Genomic DNA, 21,568 nt, shown 5'->3' on the forward strand with positions numbered 1-21,568 from the left:
GTTCGTATGGACGCACCGTGACCGGAGTGGAAAGCTCGAAGAACCGCGGGCGTCGCCGGAGCCGCCACCGTACGCGGGCGGCATGTCCGCGCCCACAGTGACCTCACCGTGCACGGGAGGCAGGATCATGGGCGACAAGGCACAGACACACCCTGGGGCCGCCGGCAGGGCACGAGCGGCCGACCACCCTCAGTCCGTACGGAATGTGGTGCTGGTCGGCCACTCCGGATCGGGCAAGACCACGTTGGTGGAGGCCCTCGCACTCACGGCGGGGGCGGTGAACCGGGCGGGCCGCGTGGAGGACGGCGGCACCGTCTCCGACTACGACGACATCGAGCACCGGCAACAGCGCTCGGTACAGCTCTCCCTGGTGCCCGTCGAGTGGGACGGCATCAAGGTCAATCTTCTCGACACCCCCGGATACGCCGACTTCGTCGGGGAGCTCAGGGCCGGTCTGCGCGCGGCGGACGCGGCCCTCTTCGTCGTCTCGGCCTCGGACGGCGTGGACGGCTCGACCCGCGTGGTGTGGGAGGAGTGCGCGGCCGTGGGCATGCCCCGGGCCATCGTCGTCACGCACCTGGAGTCGGCGCGGTCCGACTTCGAGGAGATGACCCGGAACTGCGCGGAGGCCTTCGGCGCGGACGACCCCGACGCGGTCCTGCCGCTCTACCTGCCGCTGCACGGCCCCCAGACACCCGACGGGCACGCACCCGTGACCGGTCTGGTCGGGCTGCTGTCGCAGAAGCTGTTCGACTACTCGGCCGGCGAGCGCAAGGAATCCGAGCCGGGCGAGGACCAGCTGCCGCTGATCGAGGAGGCCCGCAACCGGCTCATCGAGGGGATCATCGCCGAGAGCGAGGACGAGACCCTCATGGACCGCTACCTCGGCGGGGAGCCGATCGACGTCAAGACGCTCATCGAGGACCTGGAGCGGGCCGTCGCACGCGGGGTCTTCTTCCCCGTGCTGGCCGCCGCCCCGGCGGGCGAGGGCGCCCGGCAGGGGCTCGGCACCGTGGAACTGCTGGAGCTGATCACGCGGGGCTTCCCGACGCCGCTGGAGCACGAGAGGGTGCGGGTCACGGCCATCGACGGCACGCCGCGCGAGCTCAAGCCCTGCGATCCGGACGCTCCGCTGGTCGCGGAGGTCGTGAAGACCTCCTCGGACCCGTACGTGGGACGGCTGTCGCTGATCCGTCTGTTCTCGGGCACCCTGCGCGCCGACCAGACGGTCCACGTCTCCGGGCACGGGCTGGCCGACCGCGGGCACGAGGACCACGACGTCGACGAGCGGATCGGCGCCCTGTCCACGCCGTTCGGCAAACAGCAGCGCCCGGTGTCGCACGTCATCGCGGGCGACCTGGCCTGCGTGGCCAAGCTCAGCCGCGCCGAGACCGGCGACACCCTGTCCGCCAAGGACGACCCGCTGCTGATGGAGCCGTGGCAGATGCCCGACCCGCTGCTGCCGCTGGCCATCCAGGCCCACAGCAAACCGGACGAGGACAAGCTGTCCCAGGGTCTGGCCCGGCTGGTGGCCGAGGACCCGACGATGCGGCTCGAACAGAACCAGGACACCCACCAGGTGGTCCTGTGGTGCCTGGGCGAGGCGCACGCCGACGTCGCCCTGGAGCGGCTGCGCAGCCGGTACGGCGTCCAGGTCGACGTCGTCCCCCACCGGGTGTCCCTGCGCGAGACGTTCGCGACCAAGTCGGCCGGCCGGGGCAGGCACGTCAAACAGTCCGGCGGGCACGGGCAGTTCGCCATCTGCGAGATCGAGGTCGAGCCGTTGCCCGGCGGCTCCGGCATCGAGTTCGTCGACAAGGTCGTGGGCGGCGCGGTGCCCCGGCAGTTCATCCCGTCGGTGGAGAAGGGCGTACGGGCCCAGGCGGCCAGGGGAGTCGCGGCCGGGTACCCGCTCATCGACGTACGGGTGACCCTCCTGGACGGCAAGGCGCACTCGGTGGACTCCTCCGACGCCGCGTTCCAGACGGCCGGCGCGCTCGCCCTGCGGGAGGCCGCCGCCGACGCGAAGATCCATCTGCTGGAGCCGGTGGCCGAGGTGTCGGTGCTGGTCGGCGACGACTTCGTGGGCGCCGTGATGAGCGATCTGTCGGGGCGGCGCGGCCGGGTGCTCGGTACGGAGCAGACACCCGGCGGACGCACCCTGATCCGGGCCGAGGTGCCCGAGATCGAGATCGGCCGGTACGCGATCGACCTCAGGTCGATGGCGCACGGCACCGCGGGGTTCAGCCGCCGGTACGCGCGGCACGAACCGATGCCGCAGCAGGTCGCGGACCGGGTGCGTGAAGAGGAGCGCAAGGCCTCGTAGTTGGCGCCGGGCGCCACCAAGTGCCCCTGTGGGGGCTCCCCTGCGCGGGGGCGGACGGCTTGACGGGCCGCCCGCCCCCGCGTGCCGGTGCGGACGGATACGCTGATGACCTGATCAACAGGTGTGCGGAGCGCGGAAGTCGGGAAGGCCGCAGATGCGGATGCGGCAGCGATGGGGGCGGCAGTGACGGACGGATTCGACTTCAGCCCGGGGGCCCAGGTGCCTCTGGCGGGTGCGAGCGGCCAGACGGCGGCGACCTACGCGCTGGCCGCGGCGGCGTACCGGGACGACGAGGTCACCAAGATCCTGAACGCCGACAACGAGTGGCACCAGTCCAAGGTGACCCCGCCGCGGTCCTGGGCGAAGATCTTCCGCCCCAGGTTCGGCGAGGCCTTCTCCCGCGCGGTGATCGACCGGATGCTGGGCGCCGGGCGCAAGCCGGTCATCCAGTCCTTCGGCATCGAGCCCCAGGTCGTCGTGGAGCACTGTCTGGCGGCCCACCGCATCCGCCGCGACCGCGACAACTGGCTCTCGGCGATCACGGTGATCTGCGGGGTGCTGTTCCTGCCGGGCTTCCTGGTGTGGCTGCTGGTCTTCACGCTGCGCACCACCATGACCAAGCGCGAGGACAAGCGGGCCGGCGCCCTCGCCACCACGCTGCTGCTCGCCGTGGGCGCGCTGGCCGTGCTGTTCCTGATCCGCATGCCGTTCACGGGCTTCTGGGCCCTGTACGGACGCGCGGCGGTGATCATGCCGGTCGTCGGCTGGTTCTGGGCCAAGCAGATCTGCGAGCGGACCGCGCGTGACCTGCGGGATCGCTGGTCGAGCCTGCTGTCGGGCGGCGGGGTGGGCGCCAAGATCCCCGAGGCCGTCCCCGGCAATCCCGGTGACGCGGCCGAGCAGGTCCGCAAGGAACTGGCCCGCCTCGCCGCCGAGCAGCGGTCCAACTCGGTCTTCTACGCGGGGCCCAAGGGCATACTCGGCATGGGCACGCGGTGGGGCAGCTGGCAGCTGGCCGAGGAGCTGGTCTCCGCCGAGCCGGGCAAGGAGTTCCACCCCTTCCGCAGCTGGGACGTCATCGTGGCGATCCAGGGCGGCCTCGGCATGCTGGAGCGCACGTCCATCAACACCGGCGGCTTCCCCAAGCCGTCCATCACGCACTGGGTCGTCACGCCGATCGGCGAGAAGGCGACGGAGGTGTCCCGGCCGAGCGGCACGGACGTCGACGCGTACACGGTGCGGACGCACGCCGTCCAGGACATCTGCAACAAGCAGCAGTTCGGCAGCGGTGACCGGCACTACCTGGGCGTGCAGTGGACCCTGTGGGACGGCCACCTGGTGATCACCATGCTGATCACGGTGACCGTGCTGCACGACACCCTGCGCATCGAGGTCACCGGGCACGCGCTGGGGCCGGTCAACTCTCTGTTCAACGAGAAGCCGGCGGCCAAGGAGAAGACGGTCCAGAAGGCCTTCCGCTTCTGGGAGACCCGCACCGTGAAGATGCCCCTGATCGACGCCGACGAGGTGGTCCGGCTCGCCGCGCGCGCCCCGCTGACCTGGTATCCGCCGCTGCTGAACTGGCTCGGGGGCAGCCTGACGCTGCCGGAGCCGTTCGGTCTGCGGCACGCGTGGGCCGACCAGCCGTGGCGGCATCGCTTCATGGCCGACGACGCGCTGCGCGCGGCCACGCCCGTGCTGCGGGTGGTGCATACGGCGGCGCTGAAGGTGCTGCGGGAGAACGGGGTGGACGTGGAGAAGTTCGGGTCCAGGTCCGCGGCGCTCAGCGGGGCGGTTCAGGAGGCTGCGCCGAAGAAGGCCGACGTCTACGACGCGTAGCTCCCGGGGCCGCGCCCCCGGACCCCGTCGGCCTGGACGGCCTCGTCCGCGGAGGCCGCAGAGGCCGGACATCAGCTGGTCGGCCAGGCCTCCGCCAGCATCTTCCTCGTGTCGGCGAGCAGCTGCGGCAGCACGCGGGTGTGACCCACCACCGGCATGAAGTTCGTGTCACCGCCCCAGCGGGGCACGATGTGCTGGTGCAGGTGCGCGGCGATGCCCGCGCCGGCGACCGAGCCCTGGTTCATGCCGATGTTGAAGCCGTGTGCGCCGGAGGCCGTGCGCAGGGCCGTCATCGCCTGCTTGGTGAGTTCGCCGAGCTCGGCGGTCTCCCCCGCCGTCAGGTCCGTGTAGTCGGCGACGTGCCGGTAGGGCACGGTCATGAGGTGCCCGCCGTTGTACGGGTAGAGGTTGAGCACCGCGTAGACCTGCTCGCCACGGCGGACGACGAGCCCGTCCTCGTCGGACTTGGCCGGGATGGAGCAGAAGGGGCAGCCGTCGCCGGCGCCCGGGCCGGTCGGCTTGTTCTCGCCCTGGATGTAGGCCATCCGATGGGGCGTCCACAGACGCTGGAACGCGTCCTGCGTCCCTACTCCCAGCTGCTGCTCCGGCTCACTCGTCATGCAGTGCAGCATATGGCGTCGAGCTGGGGGGACGGCAAAGGCCCCCGGGATCTCACCGGGGGCCCGTACGCCGTGGGATCAGACCTGAGCGCGCTCTTCGACGACCTTCTGGATCTTCGCGATGGCCTCGTCGAAGGGGATGCCGTTCTCCTGCGAGCCGTCGCGGTAGCGGAAGGAGACGGACTCGTGGGACATGTCCTCGTCGCCCGCGATGACCATGAAGGGCACCTTCTGCTTCTGGGCGTTGCGGATCTTCTTCTGCATGCGGTCGGAGGAGGAGTCGACCTCGACGCGCAGGCCCTTCTTCTTGGCCGCCGCGGCGAACTTCTCCAGGTAGTCGACGTGCGCGTCGCCGATCGGGATGCCGACCGCCTGGACGGGGGCCAACCACGCCGGGAAGGCGCCCGCGTAGTGCTCCAGGAGCACGGCGAAGAAGCGCTCGATCGAGCCGAACAGCGCGCGGTGGATCATGACCGGGCGCTGCTTGGAGCCGTCGGGACCCGTGTACTCCAGGTCGAAGCGCTCCGGCAGGTTGAAGTCGAGCTGGATGGTCGACATCTGCCAGGTGCGGCCGATGGCGTCCTTGGTCTGGACGGAGATCTTCGGGCCGTAGAAGGCGGCGCCGCCCGGGTCGGGCACCAGGGGCAGGCCCTGCTTCTCGGCGACCTGGCGCAGCGTCTCGGTCGCCTCTTCCCAGGCCTCGTCGGAGCCGACGAACTTCTCCGGGTCCTTGGTGGACAGCTCCAGGTAGAAGTCGGTCAGGCCGTAGTCGCGCAGCAGGCCGAGGACGAAGGTGAGCGTCTTGTCGAGCTCCTCCGACATCTGCTCGCGGGTGCAGTAGATGTGCGCGTCGTCCTGGGTGAAGCCGCGGGCCCGGGTCAGGCCGTGCACGACGCCCGACTTCTCGTACCGGTACACCGTCCCGAACTCGAAGAAGCGCAGCGGCAGTTCACGGTAGGAACGCCCGCGCGCGTCGAAGATCAGGTTGTGCATCGGGCAGTTCATGGGCTTGAGGTAGTAGTCCACGCCCTCGTCGAGCTGCATGGGCGGGTACATGCCGTCGGCGTACCAGTCCAGGTGGCCCGAGGTCTCGAAGAGCTTCCCCTTGGTGGCGTGCGGGGTGTAGACGAACTCGTAGCCCTCTTCCTCGTGGCGGCGGCGCGAGTAGTCCTCCATGACCCGGCGGATGATGCCGCCCTTGGGGTGGAAGACGGCGAGGCCGGAGCCGATCTGCTCCGGGACGGAGAACAGGTCGAGCTCACTGCCGAGCTTGCGGTGGTCGCGCTTCTCGGCCTCGGCGAGGAACTCCAGGTGCGCCTTCAGCTCGTCCTTGGTGGGCCAGGCGGTGCCGTAGATGCGCTGGAGCATGGGGTTCTTCTCGCTGCCGCGCCAGTAGGCGGCCGCGTTGCGCATCAGCTTGAACGCCGGGATCGCCCGGGTCGACGGCAGGTGGGGGCCTCGGCAGAGGTCCTTCCAGCACAGGTCGCCGGTCTTGGCGTCCAGGTTGTCGTAGATCGTCAGCTCACCGGCGCCGACCTCGACGTCCGCGCCGTCGTCGGACGAGGCGGAGCCCTTGAGGCCGATCAGCTCCAGCTTGTAGGGCTCGTCGGCCAGCTCCTCGCGGGCGGCCTCGTCGGTGACGACGCGGCGGGAGAACTTCTGCCCGCGCTTCTGGATCTCCTGCATCTTCTTCTCGATGGCCTTGAGATCCTCGGGCGTGAACGGCTTCTCGACGTCGAAGTCGTAGTAGAAGCCGTCCTTGACGGGCGGGCCGATGCCGAGCTTGGCCTCGGGGAAGAGCTCCTGCACGGCCTGCGCCATGACGTGCGCGGTGGAGTGGCGCAGGATGTTCAGGCCGTCCTCGGAGGAGATCTCGACGCCCTCGACCTCGTCGCCCTCGGACAGGGCGTACGACAGGTCCCTGAGCTCGCCGGCCACGCGGGCGGCGATGATCGAGCGCTCGCCGGCGAAGAGCTCGGCGGCCGTAGTGCCCGTCGTCACCACGCGTTCTTCCCGCTCGGAATCGCGCTGGATGATCACACGGACGTCTGACACCGGTCTCTCCTGACTGAAGGGGGCTGCGGGCGCCATACCGGAGCGCGCGCACGAGTAAGGATCGTACCGACCCGGGACCCCCCTCCGCGAAATCAGTCCCCGCAGTCCCCTCCGCAGGCCTCCTCGAAGAAGTCGAGGTTCTCGTGGAGCTCCTTCATCAGCCGGTCCCGCTCGGCGTCGTCGACCTGGACGGGGACGACGCCGTGGGCGCCGGTGAGGCGGCGGAATCCGCCCCGGCTCTCCAGACGCCCCTGCACCCGCACGGGAAGCCCGACGAGGTGGGCGTGCCCGGCGATCCGGTACGCCTCCTCGTCGAGGGTGATGCGGACGTTCGGCACGTCGGCCCCGGCGAGCACACGCAGCCGTACGGTGCCGTCGCCGCGCGGCCCGGACCGGCGCAGCCGGACCACGGCTCCCGTGATCCGCACCGGCACGGCGGGTTCCTCCCGCAGGTAACGGGCGCCCGCCTCGCGCAGTACGGCCAGGTCACCGGGTGAGAACTCGACGGGTTCGGCGGAGGGCGCGCAGCCCTCGGGCACCCCGGCCGCCGGGGCCCACTCGACGGCGATCCGGGCGCCCTCGGTACCCCGGACGAGGGCGACGAGGGCCTCGGTGAGTTCATGGCTCACCCCGGCCTCGACCGCCGCGTCGAAGGCGTCCATGCCGCCGGTGGCGCGCTGGTAGTCGATGGCCTCGCGGGCGGCGGAGAGGGCCTGGTGGAGACAGACGGCGAGCGGCCGGCCGGCGGCGACGGGCACGAAGGCGGTGAGCCGGCCGTCGGTGGCGGAGCCGACGAGGACGTGTCGCAGGGCCGCGGCGGCGGAGCGGCGGTGGCGGGCGCCGTGGTAGCCGGCCCGGGCGCGGGTGGCGAGGGCCGCGGCGAGCAGCATCCGGCGGGCGGCGCCGCGCAGCCGGTCCTCGACGGTCCAGGACGCGGTGCCGGCGGGTCCGGCGGGGACGTCGTGCCACCAGCGGATCTCGTCGCTGGGCACGGCGAGGGAGACGAGGACCTCGCGGGCGGACGGCGTGCCGCTGCGGGACAGCGCGAGCAGGGCCTCGCCGAGCAGGTCGTCGCTGTCGGGGAAGGCCCGGCTCTCGGGAACCAGGAGGCTGGTGCCGCTGCCGCCGGGGCCGGGTGGGGTCCAGCGGCCGTAGCGTCCCGGGGCGCCGCCGCGTCGCTGCCAGCCGTGCCGTCGCAGCAGGGCGCTGAGCACGGCCGGGTCGACGTCGACGGGCTCGGGCGGAGAGCCGCTCCAGGGGGTGTCCACGGGGTGGGGCCGCACGGGCCTCAGCGGCTCCTCGGTCGGGCGGTGCGTCACGGTTTCCCTCCCGTCCCGACCCGCGTCATGATCTCGCACAGGGCCCGGTCGTCGAAGATGCGCGCGGTCGGTATGCGCACGGTGGTGCGCCGGCGGCCGGTGATGGGCTGTCCGGCGAGGTTGGTCCAGTAGCAGCAGTGCCTGAGGTCGAGCCGGTCGTGGCTGGCGCGCAGCCAGTCGTCCTGGGTGCGCGGCACCAGCATCACCACCAGGATCTTGTGCACCGACACGGGTGTGCGGGCGAGCTTCGCCAGGTGGTCGTTGTCGAGCGTGAAGGAGAAGGTGCGGCCCGGTGGGTTGGGCGGCACCTGGTAGGTGGCCTTGAGCTGCACCTTGATGGTGACCTCGTCGTCGACCGTGTGCCCGGGTGCGCTGTGGCTGACGTGCCAGTCGATGCCGTTGTCGGGAAAGGGCTGGGACAGCGAGCAGCCGGCGGCTGCCGCGACGGCGTGCAGATAGCCGACCTGCAGGGTCTCCATGCAGGCGGTGGTGGCGAGTGTGCCGCGAGAGGGGGCCGTGCGCTCGGGCAGCAGCCCGCCCCGTTCGGGCTGCGCTATGGCCATGGCCAACAGCCTTCCAGAACAAGTGTTTCCCCGCTGCGGGCCGCTGAACTGCGTCAACCCGTACTCCTGTTGTCTCCTTCCGGCGTACGGCGCAAACAGCCCGGGTATCACCGGATCGGGCAGCGGACGGTATGTCAACTGCCGAGGGTGAACGAGGGGTTGTGTGGCTATGACGACGTGCTGGTATGAAGGGCCGCTGGCCGCCTTCGACACGGAGACGACGGGCGTGGACGTCGAGACCGACCGGATCGTGTCGGCCGCCGTCGTCGTCCAGGATGCCCCGGGCATCCGGCCGCGGGTGAGCCGCTGGCTGGTGAACCCGGGGGTGCCGGTGCCCGCCGAGGCGACGGCGGTACACGGGCTGACGGAGGAACACCTGCAGCGCAACGGCCGGTGGCCGGCGCCGGTGATGTACGAGATAGCGCAGGCGCTGGCCGAGCAGGCGCACGCGGGGCGGCCGGTCGTGGTGATGAACGCGCCGTTCGATCTGACCCTGCTGGACCGGGAGTTGCGCCGTCACCGCGCCTCCGCGCTCGGCCGCTGGTTCGAGTCGGCGCCGCTGTCCGTGCTCGACCCGCGGGTCCTGGACAAGCATCTGGACCGCTACCGCAAGGGCCGCCGCACCCTGACCGACCTGTGCGCGCACTACGGCGTCGCCCTGGAGGGCGCGCACGACGCGGCGGCGGACGCCGTGGCGGCGCTGGAGGTCACCCGGGCGGTGGGCCGCCGGTTCGCGTCCCGGCTGGAGCGGCTCGCCCCGGGTGAGCTGCACACCCTCCAGGCGGTGTGGCACGCGGCCCAGGCACGGGGCCTGCAGGCGTGGTTCGCGCGCAGCGGTGTGGACGAGGCGGTCGACCCGGCGTGGCCGCTGCGCCCGGACCTGCCTGCAGCGGCCTGAGCACCTGGTACGGGGCCCGCGAAGGCATGAAAAAACCGGTCCGTCTGAGACGGACCGGCTGTTTCCGGTGGGCGATACTGGGTTCGAACCAGTGACCTCTTCGGTGTGAACGAAGCGCTCTCCCACTGAGCTAATCGCCCGGGAACGCACTGAACCATACAGGTCCGGGCACGCTTCCTTCAAACCGCTCGGAGGTACCCGCGCAGTCCGCGCCGCCCGGACCGCATCATCAGCGCGTGGTTGGCGCGGAAGACGGGCCGCCCCGGCACGGCGAACCGCCGCAGCAGCGGCTTGTGCACGCTGACGACCTGGTCGTACCGCGCGAGACTGCCCGTTCCGTGCGGCGTGACCGTCCAGCGTGCCCAGCCCTCGATGTCCCCGGTCAGGGCGGTTGCCAGCACCCCGGCCGCGGGGTCGCGCCGCACCTCCCGCGCCGTGAAGGTCATGTCGTACGGCAGGACGGAGCGGATGCGGATCACCCCGGTGGTGCCGTCGAGCCGGGTCACCTCCCGCACCTGCCGCCACCAGCGCGGGTAGTCCTCGGGGCGCTCCAGCACGTCGAACACGGCGGCGGGGGGTGCGGGAAGGGGCCAGAGACTGCGGAAGCGGTAATGGTTCCAGTCCATGCCGGCAGTCTGCCCACTCGTGGCGTGGACCGGGTGAGTACGCGCCTGAGTATCCGCACTCATGCCGTGCGAGGTGACGCGTACCACACTGCGGTGCATGACCCACCTTCCGCCGCCGGCCGAGGAATTGCGGCTCCTCGACGCCGAGCTCTGGCAACTGGACGCCCGGCGTGCCCAGTTGCTGACCCGTCGCGCCTGGCTGGTCGCGGCCCTGCACCAGACGCAGCAGCCGCGGGCCCAGGCCTCGGCGCATGCGCCGGCCGCCGCACCGCCCCGTCCGGAGACGGCCGCGCCCAGCGTGCAGAACGCGCTGCTGGTCCTCGGCGGTGTCCTGCTCACGCTCGCGGCAGCGGTGTTCACGCTGGTCAGCTGGGGGCACATGGGGATCGCCGGGCGGGCCCTGGTCCTCGGCGCGGTCACGCTGGCCGCGCTCGCCGCACCTGTGGCCCTGCTGAAGCGGGGGCTGCGGTCGACGGCCGAGGCGGTGGCGGGCCTCGGGCTGGCCCTGACCGTCCTGGACGCCTACGCGCTGCACGCGGCGGCCCTCTCCGGGACGGACGGCACCGGGTACGCGGCCGCCGCGTCGGCGGTCCTGGCGGCGGCCTGGGCGGCGTACGGCCTGCTGCCGGCCACGGCCGCGCTGCGTCTGCCGTTGCCCTGCGCCCTGGCAGCGGCCCAGCTCCCGTTGCTGCTGGGGGCCCTGGCCGCCGGCGCGAGTGCGTACGTGATCACGAGCGCACTGCTGGTGACGGCCGGACTCGACGCGGTGGCGGTGGTGCGGTCGCCGGCCGGTGCCGTGCGGATCACCGCCGTCGTCGGTGCGTACGGCATGGGCGGCTGGGGCGTACTGGGCGCCGGCTGGCTGTCCTTGACGGCCGGCGGTCCCGGCGCGGCCTCCCGCGCCGGGGCGCTGCTGCTTCTCGCCGGGGCGATCGCCCTGGCTGCGGCCTTGCGGGGGCCGGGCACGCGGCACGCTCTCGGTCTCGCGATCACGGCCGGGCTGCTGGTCGTGGCCGCGCTCGGTGGGGCGGCTCGTCCCGGGGTGCCGTCGGAGTGGGTGGTCCCGGCTCATCTGGCCGTCGGCATCGGCCTGTTGGCGGCGGTGCGGAGGGAACGGCTGCCGGACGCCGTGCGGCGGGGCTTCGCCTGGGCCTCCGGTGCCGTACAGACGCTGGCCGTGCTGTGGGCGCTGCCCGTCGTCGCCGTGGTGCTGCTGGGCCCGGCCGGCCGGCTGGGCCGGGTGTGGAGCGGTGCTCCCGCCGACGCCCGTGCGGCGGTGACCATGGAGGTGCCCTGGCCGTCCGGCGCGACCGTGGCTCCCCTCGTGCTGGTGGCGATCGCCGCCGTGCTCGCCCTGGTGGTGCGTACGGAGCCGTGGCGTGGGCGGGCCCTGCTCGGTTCCCTGGGGCTGCTGTGGGCGACGGCCCTGACGCTTCCGGCGGTCTTCGAGGTTCCCTACCCGGCGGGGACGCTGGTTCCGGGCGTCCTGACGGCGGCCGCGCTGTACGCGTGCCGGATCACGGCGTCGGCGGCCACGCGCGTCACGGCCCTCGTCCTGTCCTTGGTAACGGCCGCCGACCTCACCCTGCTCTCTCTCGCCTCCCGGTCCGCGACCCTGATCGCGCTGTCCGTGCTGACGCTGATGTTCGCCGCGGCCTCACGGCGGACGGGTGTCGCGCCCTTCACGGCTCCGGCGGCTCTCGTGTACGGCGCCGGGCTGGCCTCGGCGTCCGGTGCCGCCGCGGACTGGCCGCCGGCCCGCATCGCCCTGCTGGTCCTGGTGGTTCCCGCCGCCGCCGCCCTGCTGGCGCCGCGGCTCGGCGCGTCCCGGGCGACGGTGCCCGTCGAGGCCGTAGGGGCCGCCCTCGGGTTGTTCGCCGTGGCTCTCGCCGTCACCGACCCGCCGATGCTCGCCCTGGTGCTGGCCCTGTGCGGGGTGATCGCCGCGGGCACGGCCCTGCGCGCCGAGCGCCGTCCCGTGGGCTACGCGGCCACGGCCCTGTTCGTGCTGGCCGCCTGGGTGCGGCTGGCCGTCTGGGACGTCGGCACTCCCGAGGCGTACACGCTCCCGGTGACCGTCCCGGCGCTGCTCGTCGGAGCGCTGCGCCGGCGCCGTGATCCGCAGACGTCGTCCTGGACGGCGTACGGCCCCGGGCTCGCGGCCACACTCCTGCCGAGCCTGGTCGCGGCCTGGGCCGATCCGCACTGGACGCGGCCCCTCCTGCTCGGCGTCGCGGCGCTGCTGGTCACTCTGCTGGGTGCCCGGCACCACCTCCAGGCACCGCTGGCGCTCGGCGGCTCGGTGCTGGCCCTGGTCACCCTCCACGAACTCGCCCCGTACGTCGTGCAGGTGACGGGAGCCCTGCCCCGCTGGGCGCCTCCCGCCCTCGCCGGACTCCTGCTGCTCGCGCTCGGGGCGACGTACGAGCAGCGGATCCGTGACGTCCGGCGGGTGAGGGAGGTGCTGGGGAGGATGAACTAGCCCCTTTGTGCGCCGTCGGGGCTCTCGATTGCGGCCAAAGCCCGTGGCCGGGGGGACGGGGAGGCATCTTGACGGACCTGGGGCGATCACCGGGCGGGGGCACGGGTGCCGGGGTCCAGGGGACCCTGGAGCGCCTGCTCTCGGTGGTGGGTGCGGGGGCCGTGGCGTTGTACACGGCCCCGGAGGGACTGCGGACGAGCGTCGCCGGTGTCCATGTGCTGGACGTGCCGGAACCCGTGATCGGACCGCGGGAGTTGCTGCTCACCGTCAGAGTCGACCCGCGTGCGGCGCACGCGGTCGACGTGGTGCGCCGGGCCGGTGAAGCGGCGGGTGTGGTGTTCGGCCCGGGGCGGCCGGAGCCCACCGCGCGGGCGTAGCCGCGGAGGAGAGCGGCACGGCGGTGCTCTTCCGTCAGGACGAGCGGTTCCCGCGTCGGCGTCGCCACGGGAACCGCTCGTCCGGCTTCCCGCTACGGCATCCTGTCCCCCAGCAGTGCCAGGTTCTCGATGGCGGCGAGGCCGTACAGCGCGGTGTCGTTCGTGGACACCCAGGTGGCCTCGCTGCCCGGCACCAGTGCGGCCGGGCCGCTCAGCTTCTCCGTCCGCCAGGGCGCGGACTCCTTGTAGCCGTCGGAGTTGTAGAACTTCTCCCAGGCCCGCTTGGCGAGCTTCTCGTCGCCGGTCTTGACGGCCGCGTACGCGTCGAGGCGCGAGTGGCCCTGGAACAGCAGCAGGCTGCCGAAGTCGGAGCCGTATCGGGCCTTCTGCTCGGCCTTGGTGGCGTTGAAGTAGCGGCAGTAGTCGAAGTACGCCTCGTTGAACTTCGGCATGTCGACGAGGTCGATGAGCTCGGCGCACAGCTCGTTGAGGCCGAAGACGGCCGACAGGTGCGAGACCTCCACCTTGGGGGCCCCGGCGACGGCGAACCTGCCGGTGTCCAGGTCGTACAGGCCGCTGCCCTGGACGAAGCCGTTGGGCTGGGCGGCGATGGTCTCCATGGTGGACAGCACACGCGCCTTGGCCTTCTCCCACTTGGGGCCCTTGCGCTCCCACTCCGTCAGCCAGGCCGACACCAGGCCGCTCCAGTCCGTGCCGAAGCCGACCGACAGGGCGTGCCGGTCGGGTGTGTACGGCTCGGTGCGGATCTTGCGGAGCGGGTCGAGGGCGAGGAACGTCTCGTCGGAGTCGACGTTGGCGTGCATGAGGTCGCCGACGCGTTCGTCCGCCGTGAGGAAGTAGTAGTAGCGCCGGTAGGTGGTGTTGGCGATGCGCTGCTGCTTGGCGCTGTCGGCGAAGTGCTGCACGCCGTGCCGGGTGCCGAGGCCCGCCCATTTGCCCAGGTGGTAGACGTCGACCTCGCCGGTGTGCCGGGTCATCGCCTCCGCGAAGCGGAAGATGTCGGCACGGCCGGAGCGCAGGTAGGCGAACCAGAGCCACAGGTCCGGCGACAGCTCGGAGTTGTCCCAGGCGTAGCCGCCGATGTCGTACCGCCACTGGTGCCGGAACGTGTCGTAGGTGTGCATGATGTCGCCGTAGTCCCAGAAGCCGTACCAGCGGCGCTGCTCCACCTGGTCCTTGTAGTAGGTGAAGAGGAAGTCGAGGTGGTCCTCGATCTTCGCCTTGGCCGGGGTGGAGCGGTCGGGCTGGGAGTACAGGTTCGGACCGAAGACCTTGGCCTTGATGAGTTGCTTCGGCGGGGCGGCCAGCTGCGGCAGCACGCGGACGGCTTCGACCTGCTCGGCGAGCCGGTCCGGGCTCGGGGTCGACTCGTTGGCCCAGAAGAGAAGTTCGGAGGTGCGGGCGATGCCGTACGGGGTGCCGAACTCCGGCTCGTAGTCCTCGTAGGTGATGTTGAGGCCTTCGATCTGCTCCGGGTAGGTGTCCTGGCCCATGCCGTCGTGGTAGAAGCGCATGTCCATGGGCTGTGCCTCGGGCGACCAGAGCCAGAGGGTGACCTCGGCCTCGTCGGTGTGGGCGTCCCGGATGTCGAGCTGGGCGGGGAACTTCTCCCAGAAGTCGCGCAGGCCGAAGGAGAACCCGCCGCTCGCCCCGCCGACGTAGCCGAAGCCGGAGGCGCGGCGGCCACCGCCCGCGGCGACCCAGCCGTGGCCCTTCTTGGTGCGCTTGCGCAGCGTGAAGCCGTCGGCGGAGAGCTGGGAGAGGGTGTAGTCGCCCCATTCGGGGATGTACTGCAGCCGGGTCGTCACCCGCTGGTCCCAGGTGGCGGGATCGGGCAGCTTCTTGCCCTCGAACTGGGCCGCCTGCACGGCCGCGCCCGGGTCCCGGCGCAGTCCGGTGATGCCCTTGACGGCCTCGCGGAGCATGCCGGTGCCGTCGCCGCCGATGCGGATGTGGCGGTCGTACGACTCGTCGCGCAGGGGCACGGTGAAGCGGACTCCGAGGCCGCGGATGAAGTCGCCACTGGCCTTGCCCGGCTCCTGCTTGCCGTCGTAGGTGATGGTGTGCACCATGCGGAAGGAGTCGGCGCCCGCGTAGAAGTAGAGCCTGATCGAGAAGGGCAGCCAGCTGCGGCCGCCCTTGCGGTGCTTGCCGTCGATGCGGACGACCGCGCGCACCGGGCCGGCCTGCTCGACCTCGACCTTGGAGATCGCGCCGTCGAAGCGCTCGGTCCTGACCGCGCCCTGGTCCTCGTCCTCGATCTCGGGCTGGCGGATCAGCACGAGCCGGCCGTTCTTCGCGATCTCGGTGGAGCCCCGGGTGACGGACTTGACGATCGTGGAACCGGACGTGCCGATCTTCGCGGTGATGACGCCGGTCGAGATGCCGATGGTGCCGCCGCGCTTCTCGACGGTCACCTTCTTCTCGGGTGCGGCGGGTGTCCCGGCGGCCAGGGTGAGCTTTCCGTCCCCCGACGCGACCGCGTGCGCGGTCCACTTGAGGGACCCGTCGGGCCAGTAGGCGATCGGCCAGGACTGCACGGGTACGGCCTTGCCGCCGGCGTCCGTCAGCGCGAAGGTCTGGTCCTTCTGGTAGGCGCCCTTGGGCCAGGGCACGCCGACGGTGGAGCCGGGTGCGGCGCCGAGGCCGCCGTCCTCCAGCCAGTCCAGGGTCACCGGATCCGCGTCGGCGGGTTCGGCTCCGGGCGCGGCCTGGGCGTTCTGGGCTCCCAGCGCCCAGCTGAACTGGGCGGCGGCTCCGGTGACGGCGGCCGCCTTGAGGAGGGACCTGCGGGGGATGGGAGACATGGCGATGCTGCCTTTCCTTGTCCGTGCGGGAAGCGAATCCGTGCGCTGGTCAGGGGCATGACAGAGAGAGGTGCGGCGCCGAGGCACCGACCTGGAAGGGGGCACCGCCGTTCAGCGGTGCCGGTACCGTTCCTCCACGGCGACGGCCGCCGCCGCGACGGCCCCGAGGACGGGGGCCGCCAGCGGCGCGGAGAACCAGGCGGACGCGGCCACCACGGCCAGCCCGCCGATGATCAGGAAGGACCCGGCCGGATCGAGCACGGTCCGCCGCCCGGCCTCGGCCAGCAGCGTCCGCCAGCGCGTACCCGGCGCCCAGACCGCGGCCGCACGCAGCCCCGCGACGACGAGCCCGATCAGCGCGACGACGCCGAGGGCCCCGACGAGCGGCCCGCCGGGAATCCCCGCCCGGGCCGCCCGCACGTCCACCCAGACCGCGGCCACCGCCGCCCACCCGGCGAGCCCGACGAGCCACCCACCGCGCAGCGCCGCGCGGAAATCGGCGGCGAACTCCCGCCATCCGCCGCCCTCGTGGGCGGTACGACGCCGCAGGTGCCGCGCCCCGGCGGCGAACGCGGCGGGGTAGGTGACGATGCCCAGCGAGACGACGGCGATCCACACACCGGTCAGCAGAGACTCGGCGAACACCGCGAACCGCTCGGCGAGCGCCGACTCACCCCGTGCCTTCACCCGTGTCCCGGCCATGCCCGCCTCAGCCCTTCAGACCCGACGTGGCCATGCCGTCGATCAGATAGCGCTGGAAGGCGAGGAAGAAGGCGAGGACCGGCAGCAGCGCGACCAGCGACATGGCGATCATGCCGCCGTAGTTGGCCAGTCCCTCCTGGTCGACGAACATCTTCAGGCCGAGCGAGACCGTGTACTTGTCGGGCTCGTTGAGGTAGATCAGCGGGCCCATGAAGTCGTTCCAGGAGTTGATGAAGGTGAAGATCGCGCTGGTGATCAGGGCCGGCCGGCTCAGCGGCAGCACGATCGACCAGTAGATGCGGAAGTGCCCACAGCCGTCGAGGCGGGCCGCCTCGTCGAGCTCCTTGGGCATGTTGCGCATGAACTGCACCATCAGGAAGACGAAGAACGCCTCGGTGGCCAGGTACTTCCCGAGCAGCAGCGGCGTGTAGGTGTTGATCATCTCCATGTTGCGGAACAGCACGTACTGCGGGATCAGCAGCACGTGGTACGGCAGCAGGAGCGTGCCGATCATCAGCGTGAAGAGCAGATTGCGGCCGGCGAAGCGGATCCTCGCGAAGGCGTAGGCCGTCAGCGAGCAGGACACCAGAATCCCGATCACGGAACCGACCGCCAGGAACAGCGAGTTGAGGAAGAACGTGGAGATCGAGATGTCGGCGATGCCGTCGGCGAGGCTCTTGTAGTTGGCGATGACCGGGTCGGTCGGGAGAAGGTCCAGGCTGCCGACGATCTCCTCGCTCTTCTTGAAGGACCCGCCGATGACCCAGATCACCGGGTAGAGGATCACCGCGAGGATCAGCAGCGACCCGATGTGCCAGGCGAGGGAGCCGGGCAGCTTGTGACGGAGCGCTCCGGCTCCGGAGGCTGGCTTGATGTCGGTGGCCTGCGCACTCATCGGGCGCCCTCCTCGTAGTGCACCCAGCGCTTCTGGGACCAGAACAGCACCGCCGTCACCAGGGCCACCGCGACGAGCAGCAGCCAGGCCATCGCGGACGCCAGACCCATGCGGCTGTTCTCGAAACCCTGGACGTAGAGGTAGCAGGTGTAGACCATCGAGCCGTCCGCGGGACCGCAGGCGTTGCTTCCGGCGCCGCCGCCGACGATGTACGCCGAGCTGAAGATCTGGAAGGAGTGGATCGTCTCCAGCAGGACGTTGAAGAAGAGGACCGGCGAGATCATCGGCAGCGTGATGTTCCAGAACCGCCGCAGCGCGCCCGCCCCGTCGACCTCGGCCGCCTCGTACAGCTCACGCGGGACCTGCTTGAGACCCGCCAGGAAGATGACCATGGGAGCGCCGAACTGCCAGACGGTGAGCGCCACCAGGCTGTAGATGATCATGTCCGGGTCGCCGGTCCAGCCGCCGACGTCGATGCCGAAGATCTTCTGGGTACGGTCCACGACCGCGTCGTCCGAGAAGATCGCCTTCCAGACGATCGCGACGGAGACACTCGCGCCGATGAGCGACGGCGCGTAGAAGGCGGCCCGGTAGAAGGCCTGGCCGCGCCGGCTCTGGGCGAGCAGCAGCGCAACGCCGAGGGCCGCGAGCAGCTTCAGCGGCGTGCCGACGGCAACGTACCAGAGCGTCACCTGCACCGAGTGGCGCCAGCGCGGATCGCCGAACATCTCCGAGAAGTTGTCCAGGCCGATCCACCGGGGCGCGTCGAACAGGTTGTAGTCGGTGAAGGCGAAGTAGAGCGAGGCGATCATCGGGCCCGCTGTCAGCAGCAGGAACCCGGCGATCCACGGGGACATGAAGAGATAGCCGGCCAGGTTCTCCCGGCGCCGCCGCCGCTTGAGGGCGGCGGGGCGCGCGGGCTTCACCGGACCGTGCCGCGGCTCGGAGTCCTGAGACAGGCCCTCCATCGCAGGGGCGTGTGTCACGGTGGTTCCCATCAGGTGCCGAGAGCCGTCTTCGACTCGGTGAAGAACTGCTTGACGGCCTCCGCCACCGACCTCTTGCCCAGGCCCATCTCCTCGGCGATGCGCAGGAACGCCGACTCGCAGATGTCCGCGCCGTTCGGGTGCGGGGTGATGGGCTCGAGGACGCCGGCCTTGACGAGGGACTCCTCGTAGGCGGCTATCGCCTGGTTGACAGGGTCGGTCGGCTTGTACGCGTCGAACTGGGCCTGCGTCGCGGGCACACCGCGGTCGTAACCCATGATCTTGGCGACCTCGGGCTCGTGCACCATGAAGTCGATGAACTGGGCGACTTCCTTGGGGTGCTGCGTGCGCCTGGAGGCGCTCAGCATGAGGGAGCCGAGGTACTGGCCGGTCTTCTTGCCGTCCGTCGTCGGGATCGGGGCCAGGCCGTACTCGCTCTTGCCCTCGGAGGTGTAGCGGACGGTGAAGTTGTCCCAGGTGAACTCGCTGCCCGAGAGCTCCGCGGCCAACGCCGACTTGGGCTTGATCTGGGCGACCTTCTTGGGGTCGGAGAAGAGACCCTCCTCGACACCCTTCCTGGCCTTCGTCCACCAGTCCGTCAGGTCCGCCTCGGTGAAGCCCAGTCCGTCCTCGGTGAAGAACGCCTTGCCGTTCTGGCGCAGGTAGAGGTCGTAGAGGTACATGGTGCCGTACATGCCGCTGTCGCCGGCCCGGCCCGTCTTGTCGCGGATCTTCTTCATCGCCGCGTCGAAGTCGTCCCAGGTCCAGCCCTGCTCCGGCTTGACGCCGGCGCGGGTGTAGACGGGCTTGTCGATGACGAGGGCCATCGAGTTGGAACCGACCGGAACGCCGAGGAGTTTGCCGTCGATCTCGCCGAACTTCTCCAGCCCCGCGCGGAATCCCTCCATCCGGAGGTGGCCGGCCTTGGCCTGCTCGCTGAGATCGAGCAGCACGTTCTTCGCGTCGTATTTACGGAGGAAGCCGACCGCATTCTGGAACACGTCCGGCGGATTTCCGCCCGAGGCCTGGGTGTTGAACTTCTTCCAGAAGTCGACATAAGGCTGGAAGTCCGTTTTCACCTTGATCTTCGGGTACTTCTTGTGGAAGAGCTCGATCGTCTTGTTGATTCTCTCGGCGCGGTCCTCCGCACCCCACCACGCGTAACGGATCGTCACCGTCCCGTCCGCGGAGGTCCCTCCGTCACCGCCGCAACCGGTCGTCGCGGCCAGCCCCAGCGTGGCCGCCGTAGCCCCGGCCGCCTTCAGGATCGTACGTCTCTCAACATTCCTGCCGTTCACCACGGTTGGACCTCCCCGCACGTCGCCCTGCTCGCATGAATCGTTTCAAGTAAGCGCTTGCTGGCACAAGTTACGGAGGGGCTGTGAGTGCGTCAATGATTCGGACAAGATTTTCTTACCGCGAGGGCGGGAGACGGACCGGGCCGAGGAGGCGGGGTGGGCCCAGGGCTCGAACGACGTCGCTGGTGACGGCGGTGCGGTCGAAGCGCCGAACGGAGGAGGGCCGGTCGTGCGGGTGTCCTGCCCGACCGAAAGGCGACGGTGGGTGGAGGGAGGGGGCGCTGGGGGTGGGGGGCCGGTTTGGGCCCCGTGGCGTCGGGGTGGGTGTTCGGGCTGCGGGGACGGGAGCGCCTGGAGGCGTCGGAGGTCGGTGGGTGCGGTGGGGGCCCGGCGTGGGGGCCGGTCGGGGCCGAGGTGGGCGGAGCGCCGGAGCTGGATGCGGGGCGGGATGGCTGACTCGCGGGGACCGGCGGTGCGGGCCTCCAGGACGGCACGGCCTGGGTCCCCGAGGTGCCGGACGCGGCGGCGATGCGCCTACGGCGGGCGCCGGGGCCGGTGTGGGTGCCACGGCAGGCGGCGCCGGTGGCCAGCCAGGCAGGGGTTCATGTGGACCCGGCCGGGGACGGGAGATGGTGCCCTTGCTGTCCCGACGGCGGGCCCTCCGCGGCGCCAGGAGCCTGCATGGCGGGCCCCGGGGTGTCCGCACAGTCGCGTCGTCCGCCCGGAGGGCGAGCCCTGCGGCATCCGGTGCGTGCTCTCGGCATGCCGGGCGGGTGCCTGCGCACTGGTTGCGCTCGGGGGCCTGTGCGGCGAGGGAGGGCCCTTGCTCGCAGATGCGGGAGCTCGGGGGCATGCCGGGCGTCACGAGACAGGACGGGCCGGCCGCCGCACCGCGTTTCCTGCCCCAGCCCGTCCACCAGCGGAACCGACAGCGCGTGCGCTCCGACGGGCGGAGCCGGCAGCGGCGGGAGCGGCTCGTCGCAGGGGTTTCCGGCCACGCCGCCGGGCGGGCGATGCCGACGGCGAGTCACCCTCCGGCACTCCGCCCGAGCGAGGCGATGCCCTGCCAGGTGAAGGTGAAAACGACGGCGGCCCACCTGCTGATCGCAGGTGGGCCGCCGGTCCGAGTGGGCGATACTGGGTTCGAACCAGTGACCTCTTCGGTGTGAACGAAGCGCTCTCCCACTGAGCTAATCGCCCGGACGCAGGAAGAACATTACCCCATGTCAGGGGGTGCCTGTGACGCTCACTGGTCCTTGATCTTCCACGGCATCACGATGCCGAACTTCCACAGGTAGATGCCGACGAGCACGCCCACGATCACCAGCCCGATCGACGTCAGGATGATGTTGCGGCGCCGCACCCTGGGATCGAGGGCGCGCTGGGCCGCCTCGGTGACCTTCCGCTTGGTCCAGCGGAGCACCAGCTGGGCCCACACGAACTCCGTCGCCCAGATCGCCATGCCGCCGAAGATCACGACCCAGCCCGGCCCCGGCAGGGGCAGCATGATGATGCCGGCCCCGACCACCGCGAGGCCGATGATGAAAACGCCGACCTGCCAGCTCACGTGCAGCGCGCGGCGGGCCTTGATGAATTCCGGCGCCCGGGAGCCGAGGCCCCGATCCGGCTCGCCGCGCCCTTCGTTCGTCCCCGTCTCGTCCGACGCCACGGCCACCTCGCCCGGCTCGTTACTCCCCGTATTCATACGGCCGAACACTACCCGAGCGAAACCAGTCACCGGAATGGACGCACGA

At 71.2% G+C, this 21,568-nt stretch carries 16 protein-coding genes and 2 tRNA genes; 5 read left to right on the forward strand and 13 right to left on the reverse strand.

Annotated features, from left to right (window positions below; all coding sequences use genetic code 11):
- Positions 1–127 precede the first annotated feature (127 nt).
- Positions 128–2,326: an elongation factor G-like protein EF-G2 gene (locus tag ACFY9E_RS33575; protein WP_390990591.1), complete on the forward strand. Its 2,199-nt coding sequence runs from the start codon at positions 128–130 to the stop codon at positions 2,324–2,326.
- A 171-nt stretch (positions 2,327–2,497) separates the two neighbouring features.
- Positions 2,498–4,165 (forward strand): hypothetical protein, encoded by a 1,668-nt coding sequence (locus tag ACFY9E_RS33580; RefSeq protein WP_390990594.1) that lies wholly within the window; start codon positions 2,498–2,500, stop codon positions 4,163–4,165.
- Positions 4,166–4,236: 71 nt separating this feature from the next.
- Here the strand turns inward: ACFY9E_RS33580 and ACFY9E_RS33585 are convergent, their stop codons facing one another.
- The 4 genes from ACFY9E_RS33585 to ACFY9E_RS33600 all read right to left on the reverse strand — a co-directional run bounded on the left by ACFY9E_RS33585 (position 4,237) and on the right by ACFY9E_RS33600 (position 8,722).
- Positions 4,237–4,797, reverse strand: a complete 561-nt coding sequence (locus ACFY9E_RS33585; RefSeq protein WP_390990597.1) for an HIT domain-containing protein — start codon at positions 4,795–4,797, stop codon at positions 4,237–4,239.
- A 66-nt stretch (positions 4,798–4,863) separates the two neighbouring features.
- On the reverse strand, positions 4,864–6,840 hold the full coding sequence (thrS, locus tag ACFY9E_RS33590) for a threonine--tRNA ligase (protein ID WP_390990599.1): 1,977 nt from the start codon (positions 6,838–6,840) through the stop codon (positions 4,864–4,866).
- Between the two features lie 92 nt (positions 6,841–6,932).
- Positions 6,933–8,159 (reverse strand): hypothetical protein, encoded by a 1,227-nt coding sequence (locus ACFY9E_RS33595; protein ID WP_390990601.1) that lies wholly within the window; start codon positions 8,157–8,159, stop codon positions 6,933–6,935.
- Complete coding sequence (locus tag ACFY9E_RS33600; RefSeq protein ID WP_390990603.1) at positions 8,156–8,722, reverse strand: DUF4365 domain-containing protein; 567 nt, start codon at positions 8,720–8,722, stop codon at positions 8,156–8,158. Before ACFY9E_RS33600 ends, ACFY9E_RS33595 begins: the two co-directional genes overlap by 4 nt.
- A 169-nt stretch (positions 8,723–8,891) precedes the next feature.
- On the opposite strand from ACFY9E_RS33600, the gene ACFY9E_RS33605 reads away from it, so the two are divergent.
- A complete protein-coding gene (locus tag ACFY9E_RS33605; protein ID WP_352118610.1) occupies positions 8,892–9,620 on the forward strand; it encodes a 3'-5' exonuclease in 729 nt (242 codons plus the stop codon).
- Positions 9,621–9,688: 68 nt separating this feature from the next.
- Here ACFY9E_RS33605 and ACFY9E_RS33610 read toward each other — a convergent pair.
- A tRNA-Val gene (locus tag ACFY9E_RS33610) sits at positions 9,689–9,760 on the reverse strand.
- A gap of 39 nt (positions 9,761–9,799) precedes the next feature.
- Entirely contained in the window at positions 9,800–10,246 is a 447-nt protein-coding gene (locus ACFY9E_RS33615) for an SRPBCC family protein (protein WP_390990606.1), read from the reverse strand.
- A gap of 97 nt (positions 10,247–10,343) precedes the next feature.
- Between ACFY9E_RS33615 and ACFY9E_RS33620 the strand changes: the two genes are divergently transcribed.
- Positions 10,344–12,728, forward strand: a complete 2,385-nt coding sequence (locus ACFY9E_RS33620) for an SCO7613 C-terminal domain-containing membrane protein (protein ID WP_390990609.1) — start codon at positions 10,344–10,346, stop codon at positions 12,726–12,728.
- Between the two features lie 68 nt (positions 12,729–12,796).
- Positions 12,797–13,105: a hypothetical protein gene (locus tag ACFY9E_RS33625; RefSeq protein ID WP_390990612.1), complete on the forward strand. Its 309-nt coding sequence runs from the start codon at positions 12,797–12,799 to the stop codon at positions 13,103–13,105.
- Between the two features lie 92 nt (positions 13,106–13,197).
- On the opposite strand, the gene ACFY9E_RS33630 is transcribed toward ACFY9E_RS33625, so the two are convergent.
- From ACFY9E_RS33630 to ACFY9E_RS33660, 7 genes are all read right to left on the reverse strand, one after another.
- On the reverse strand, positions 13,198–15,933 hold the full coding sequence (locus ACFY9E_RS33630) for a Tat pathway signal sequence domain protein (RefSeq protein ID WP_390990614.1): 2,736 nt from the start codon (positions 15,931–15,933) through the stop codon (positions 13,198–13,200).
- Between the two features lie 111 nt (positions 15,934–16,044).
- Positions 16,045–16,635: a hypothetical protein gene (locus tag ACFY9E_RS33635; protein WP_390990617.1), complete on the reverse strand. Its 591-nt coding sequence runs from the start codon at positions 16,633–16,635 to the stop codon at positions 16,045–16,047.
- Between the two features lie 7 nt (positions 16,636–16,642).
- Positions 16,643–17,530 carry an ABC transporter permease subunit gene (locus ACFY9E_RS33640; protein ID WP_390990620.1) on the reverse strand — a complete coding sequence of 296 codons (888 nt, stop codon included), beginning with the start codon at positions 17,528–17,530 and terminating at the stop codon, positions 16,643–16,645.
- Positions 17,527–18,528 (reverse strand): ABC transporter permease subunit, encoded by a 1,002-nt coding sequence (locus ACFY9E_RS33645; RefSeq protein ID WP_390990622.1) that lies wholly within the window; start codon positions 18,526–18,528, stop codon positions 17,527–17,529. Before ACFY9E_RS33645 ends, ACFY9E_RS33640 begins: the two co-directional genes overlap by 4 nt.
- The gene (locus tag ACFY9E_RS33650) at positions 18,528–19,817 is read right to left on the reverse strand and encodes an extracellular solute-binding protein (RefSeq protein ID WP_390990625.1); all 1,290 of its coding nucleotides are present in this window, start codon (positions 19,815–19,817) and stop codon (positions 18,528–18,530) included. The genes ACFY9E_RS33645 and ACFY9E_RS33650 overlap by 1 nt, the downstream gene beginning before the upstream one ends.
- Before the next feature lie 1,125 nt (positions 19,818–20,942).
- Positions 20,943–21,014, reverse strand: a tRNA-Val gene (locus tag ACFY9E_RS33655).
- Between the two features lie 46 nt (positions 21,015–21,060).
- Complete coding sequence (locus ACFY9E_RS33660) at positions 21,061–21,519, reverse strand: TIGR02611 family protein (protein WP_390990627.1); 459 nt, start codon at positions 21,517–21,519, stop codon at positions 21,061–21,063.
- Positions 21,520–21,568 lie beyond the last annotated feature (49 nt).

This window comes from Streptomyces sp. NPDC012466, assembly GCF_042955215.1.
Lineage (GTDB): Bacteria > Actinomycetota > Actinomycetes > Streptomycetales > Streptomycetaceae > Streptomyces.

Bases quoted from the DNA above. Each gene is read 5' to 3' on its own strand.
- ACFY9E_RS33575 (WP_390990591.1), top strand. From the start codon at position 128: ATGGGCGACAAGGCACAGACACACCCTGGGGCCGCCGGCAGGGCACGA.
- ACFY9E_RS33580 (WP_390990594.1), top strand. From the start codon at position 2,498: ATGGGGGCGGCAGTGACGGACGGATTCGACTTCAGCCCGGGGGCCCAG.
- ACFY9E_RS33585 (WP_390990597.1), bottom strand. From the start codon at position 4,797: ATGCTGCACTGCATGACGAGTGAGCCGGAGCAGCAGCTGGGAGTAGGG.
- ACFY9E_RS33600 (WP_390990603.1), bottom strand. From the start codon at position 8,722: ATGGCCATAGCGCAGCCCGAACGGGGCGGGCTGCTGCCCGAGCGCACG.
- ACFY9E_RS33605 (WP_352118610.1), top strand. From the start codon at position 8,892: ATGACGACGTGCTGGTATGAAGGGCCGCTGGCCGCCTTCGACACGGAG.
- ACFY9E_RS33615 (WP_390990606.1), bottom strand. From the start codon at position 10,246: ATGGACTGGAACCATTACCGCTTCCGCAGTCTCTGGCCCCTTCCCGCA.
- ACFY9E_RS33620 (WP_390990609.1), top strand. From the start codon at position 10,344: ATGACCCACCTTCCGCCGCCGGCCGAGGAATTGCGGCTCCTCGACGCC.
- ACFY9E_RS33630 (WP_390990614.1), bottom strand. From the start codon at position 15,933: ATGTCTCCCATCCCCCGCAGGTCCCTCCTCAAGGCGGCCGCCGTCACC.
- ACFY9E_RS33635 (WP_390990617.1), bottom strand. From the start codon at position 16,635: ATGGCCGGGACACGGGTGAAGGCACGGGGTGAGTCGGCGCTCGCCGAG.
- ACFY9E_RS33640 (WP_390990620.1), bottom strand. From the start codon at position 17,530: ATGAGTGCGCAGGCCACCGACATCAAGCCAGCCTCCGGAGCCGGAGCG.
- ACFY9E_RS33645 (WP_390990622.1), bottom strand. From the start codon at position 18,528: ATGGGAACCACCGTGACACACGCCCCTGCGATGGAGGGCCTGTCTCAG.
- ACFY9E_RS33660 (WP_390990627.1), bottom strand. From the start codon at position 21,519: ATGAATACGGGGAGTAACGAGCCGGGCGAGGTGGCCGTGGCGTCGGAC.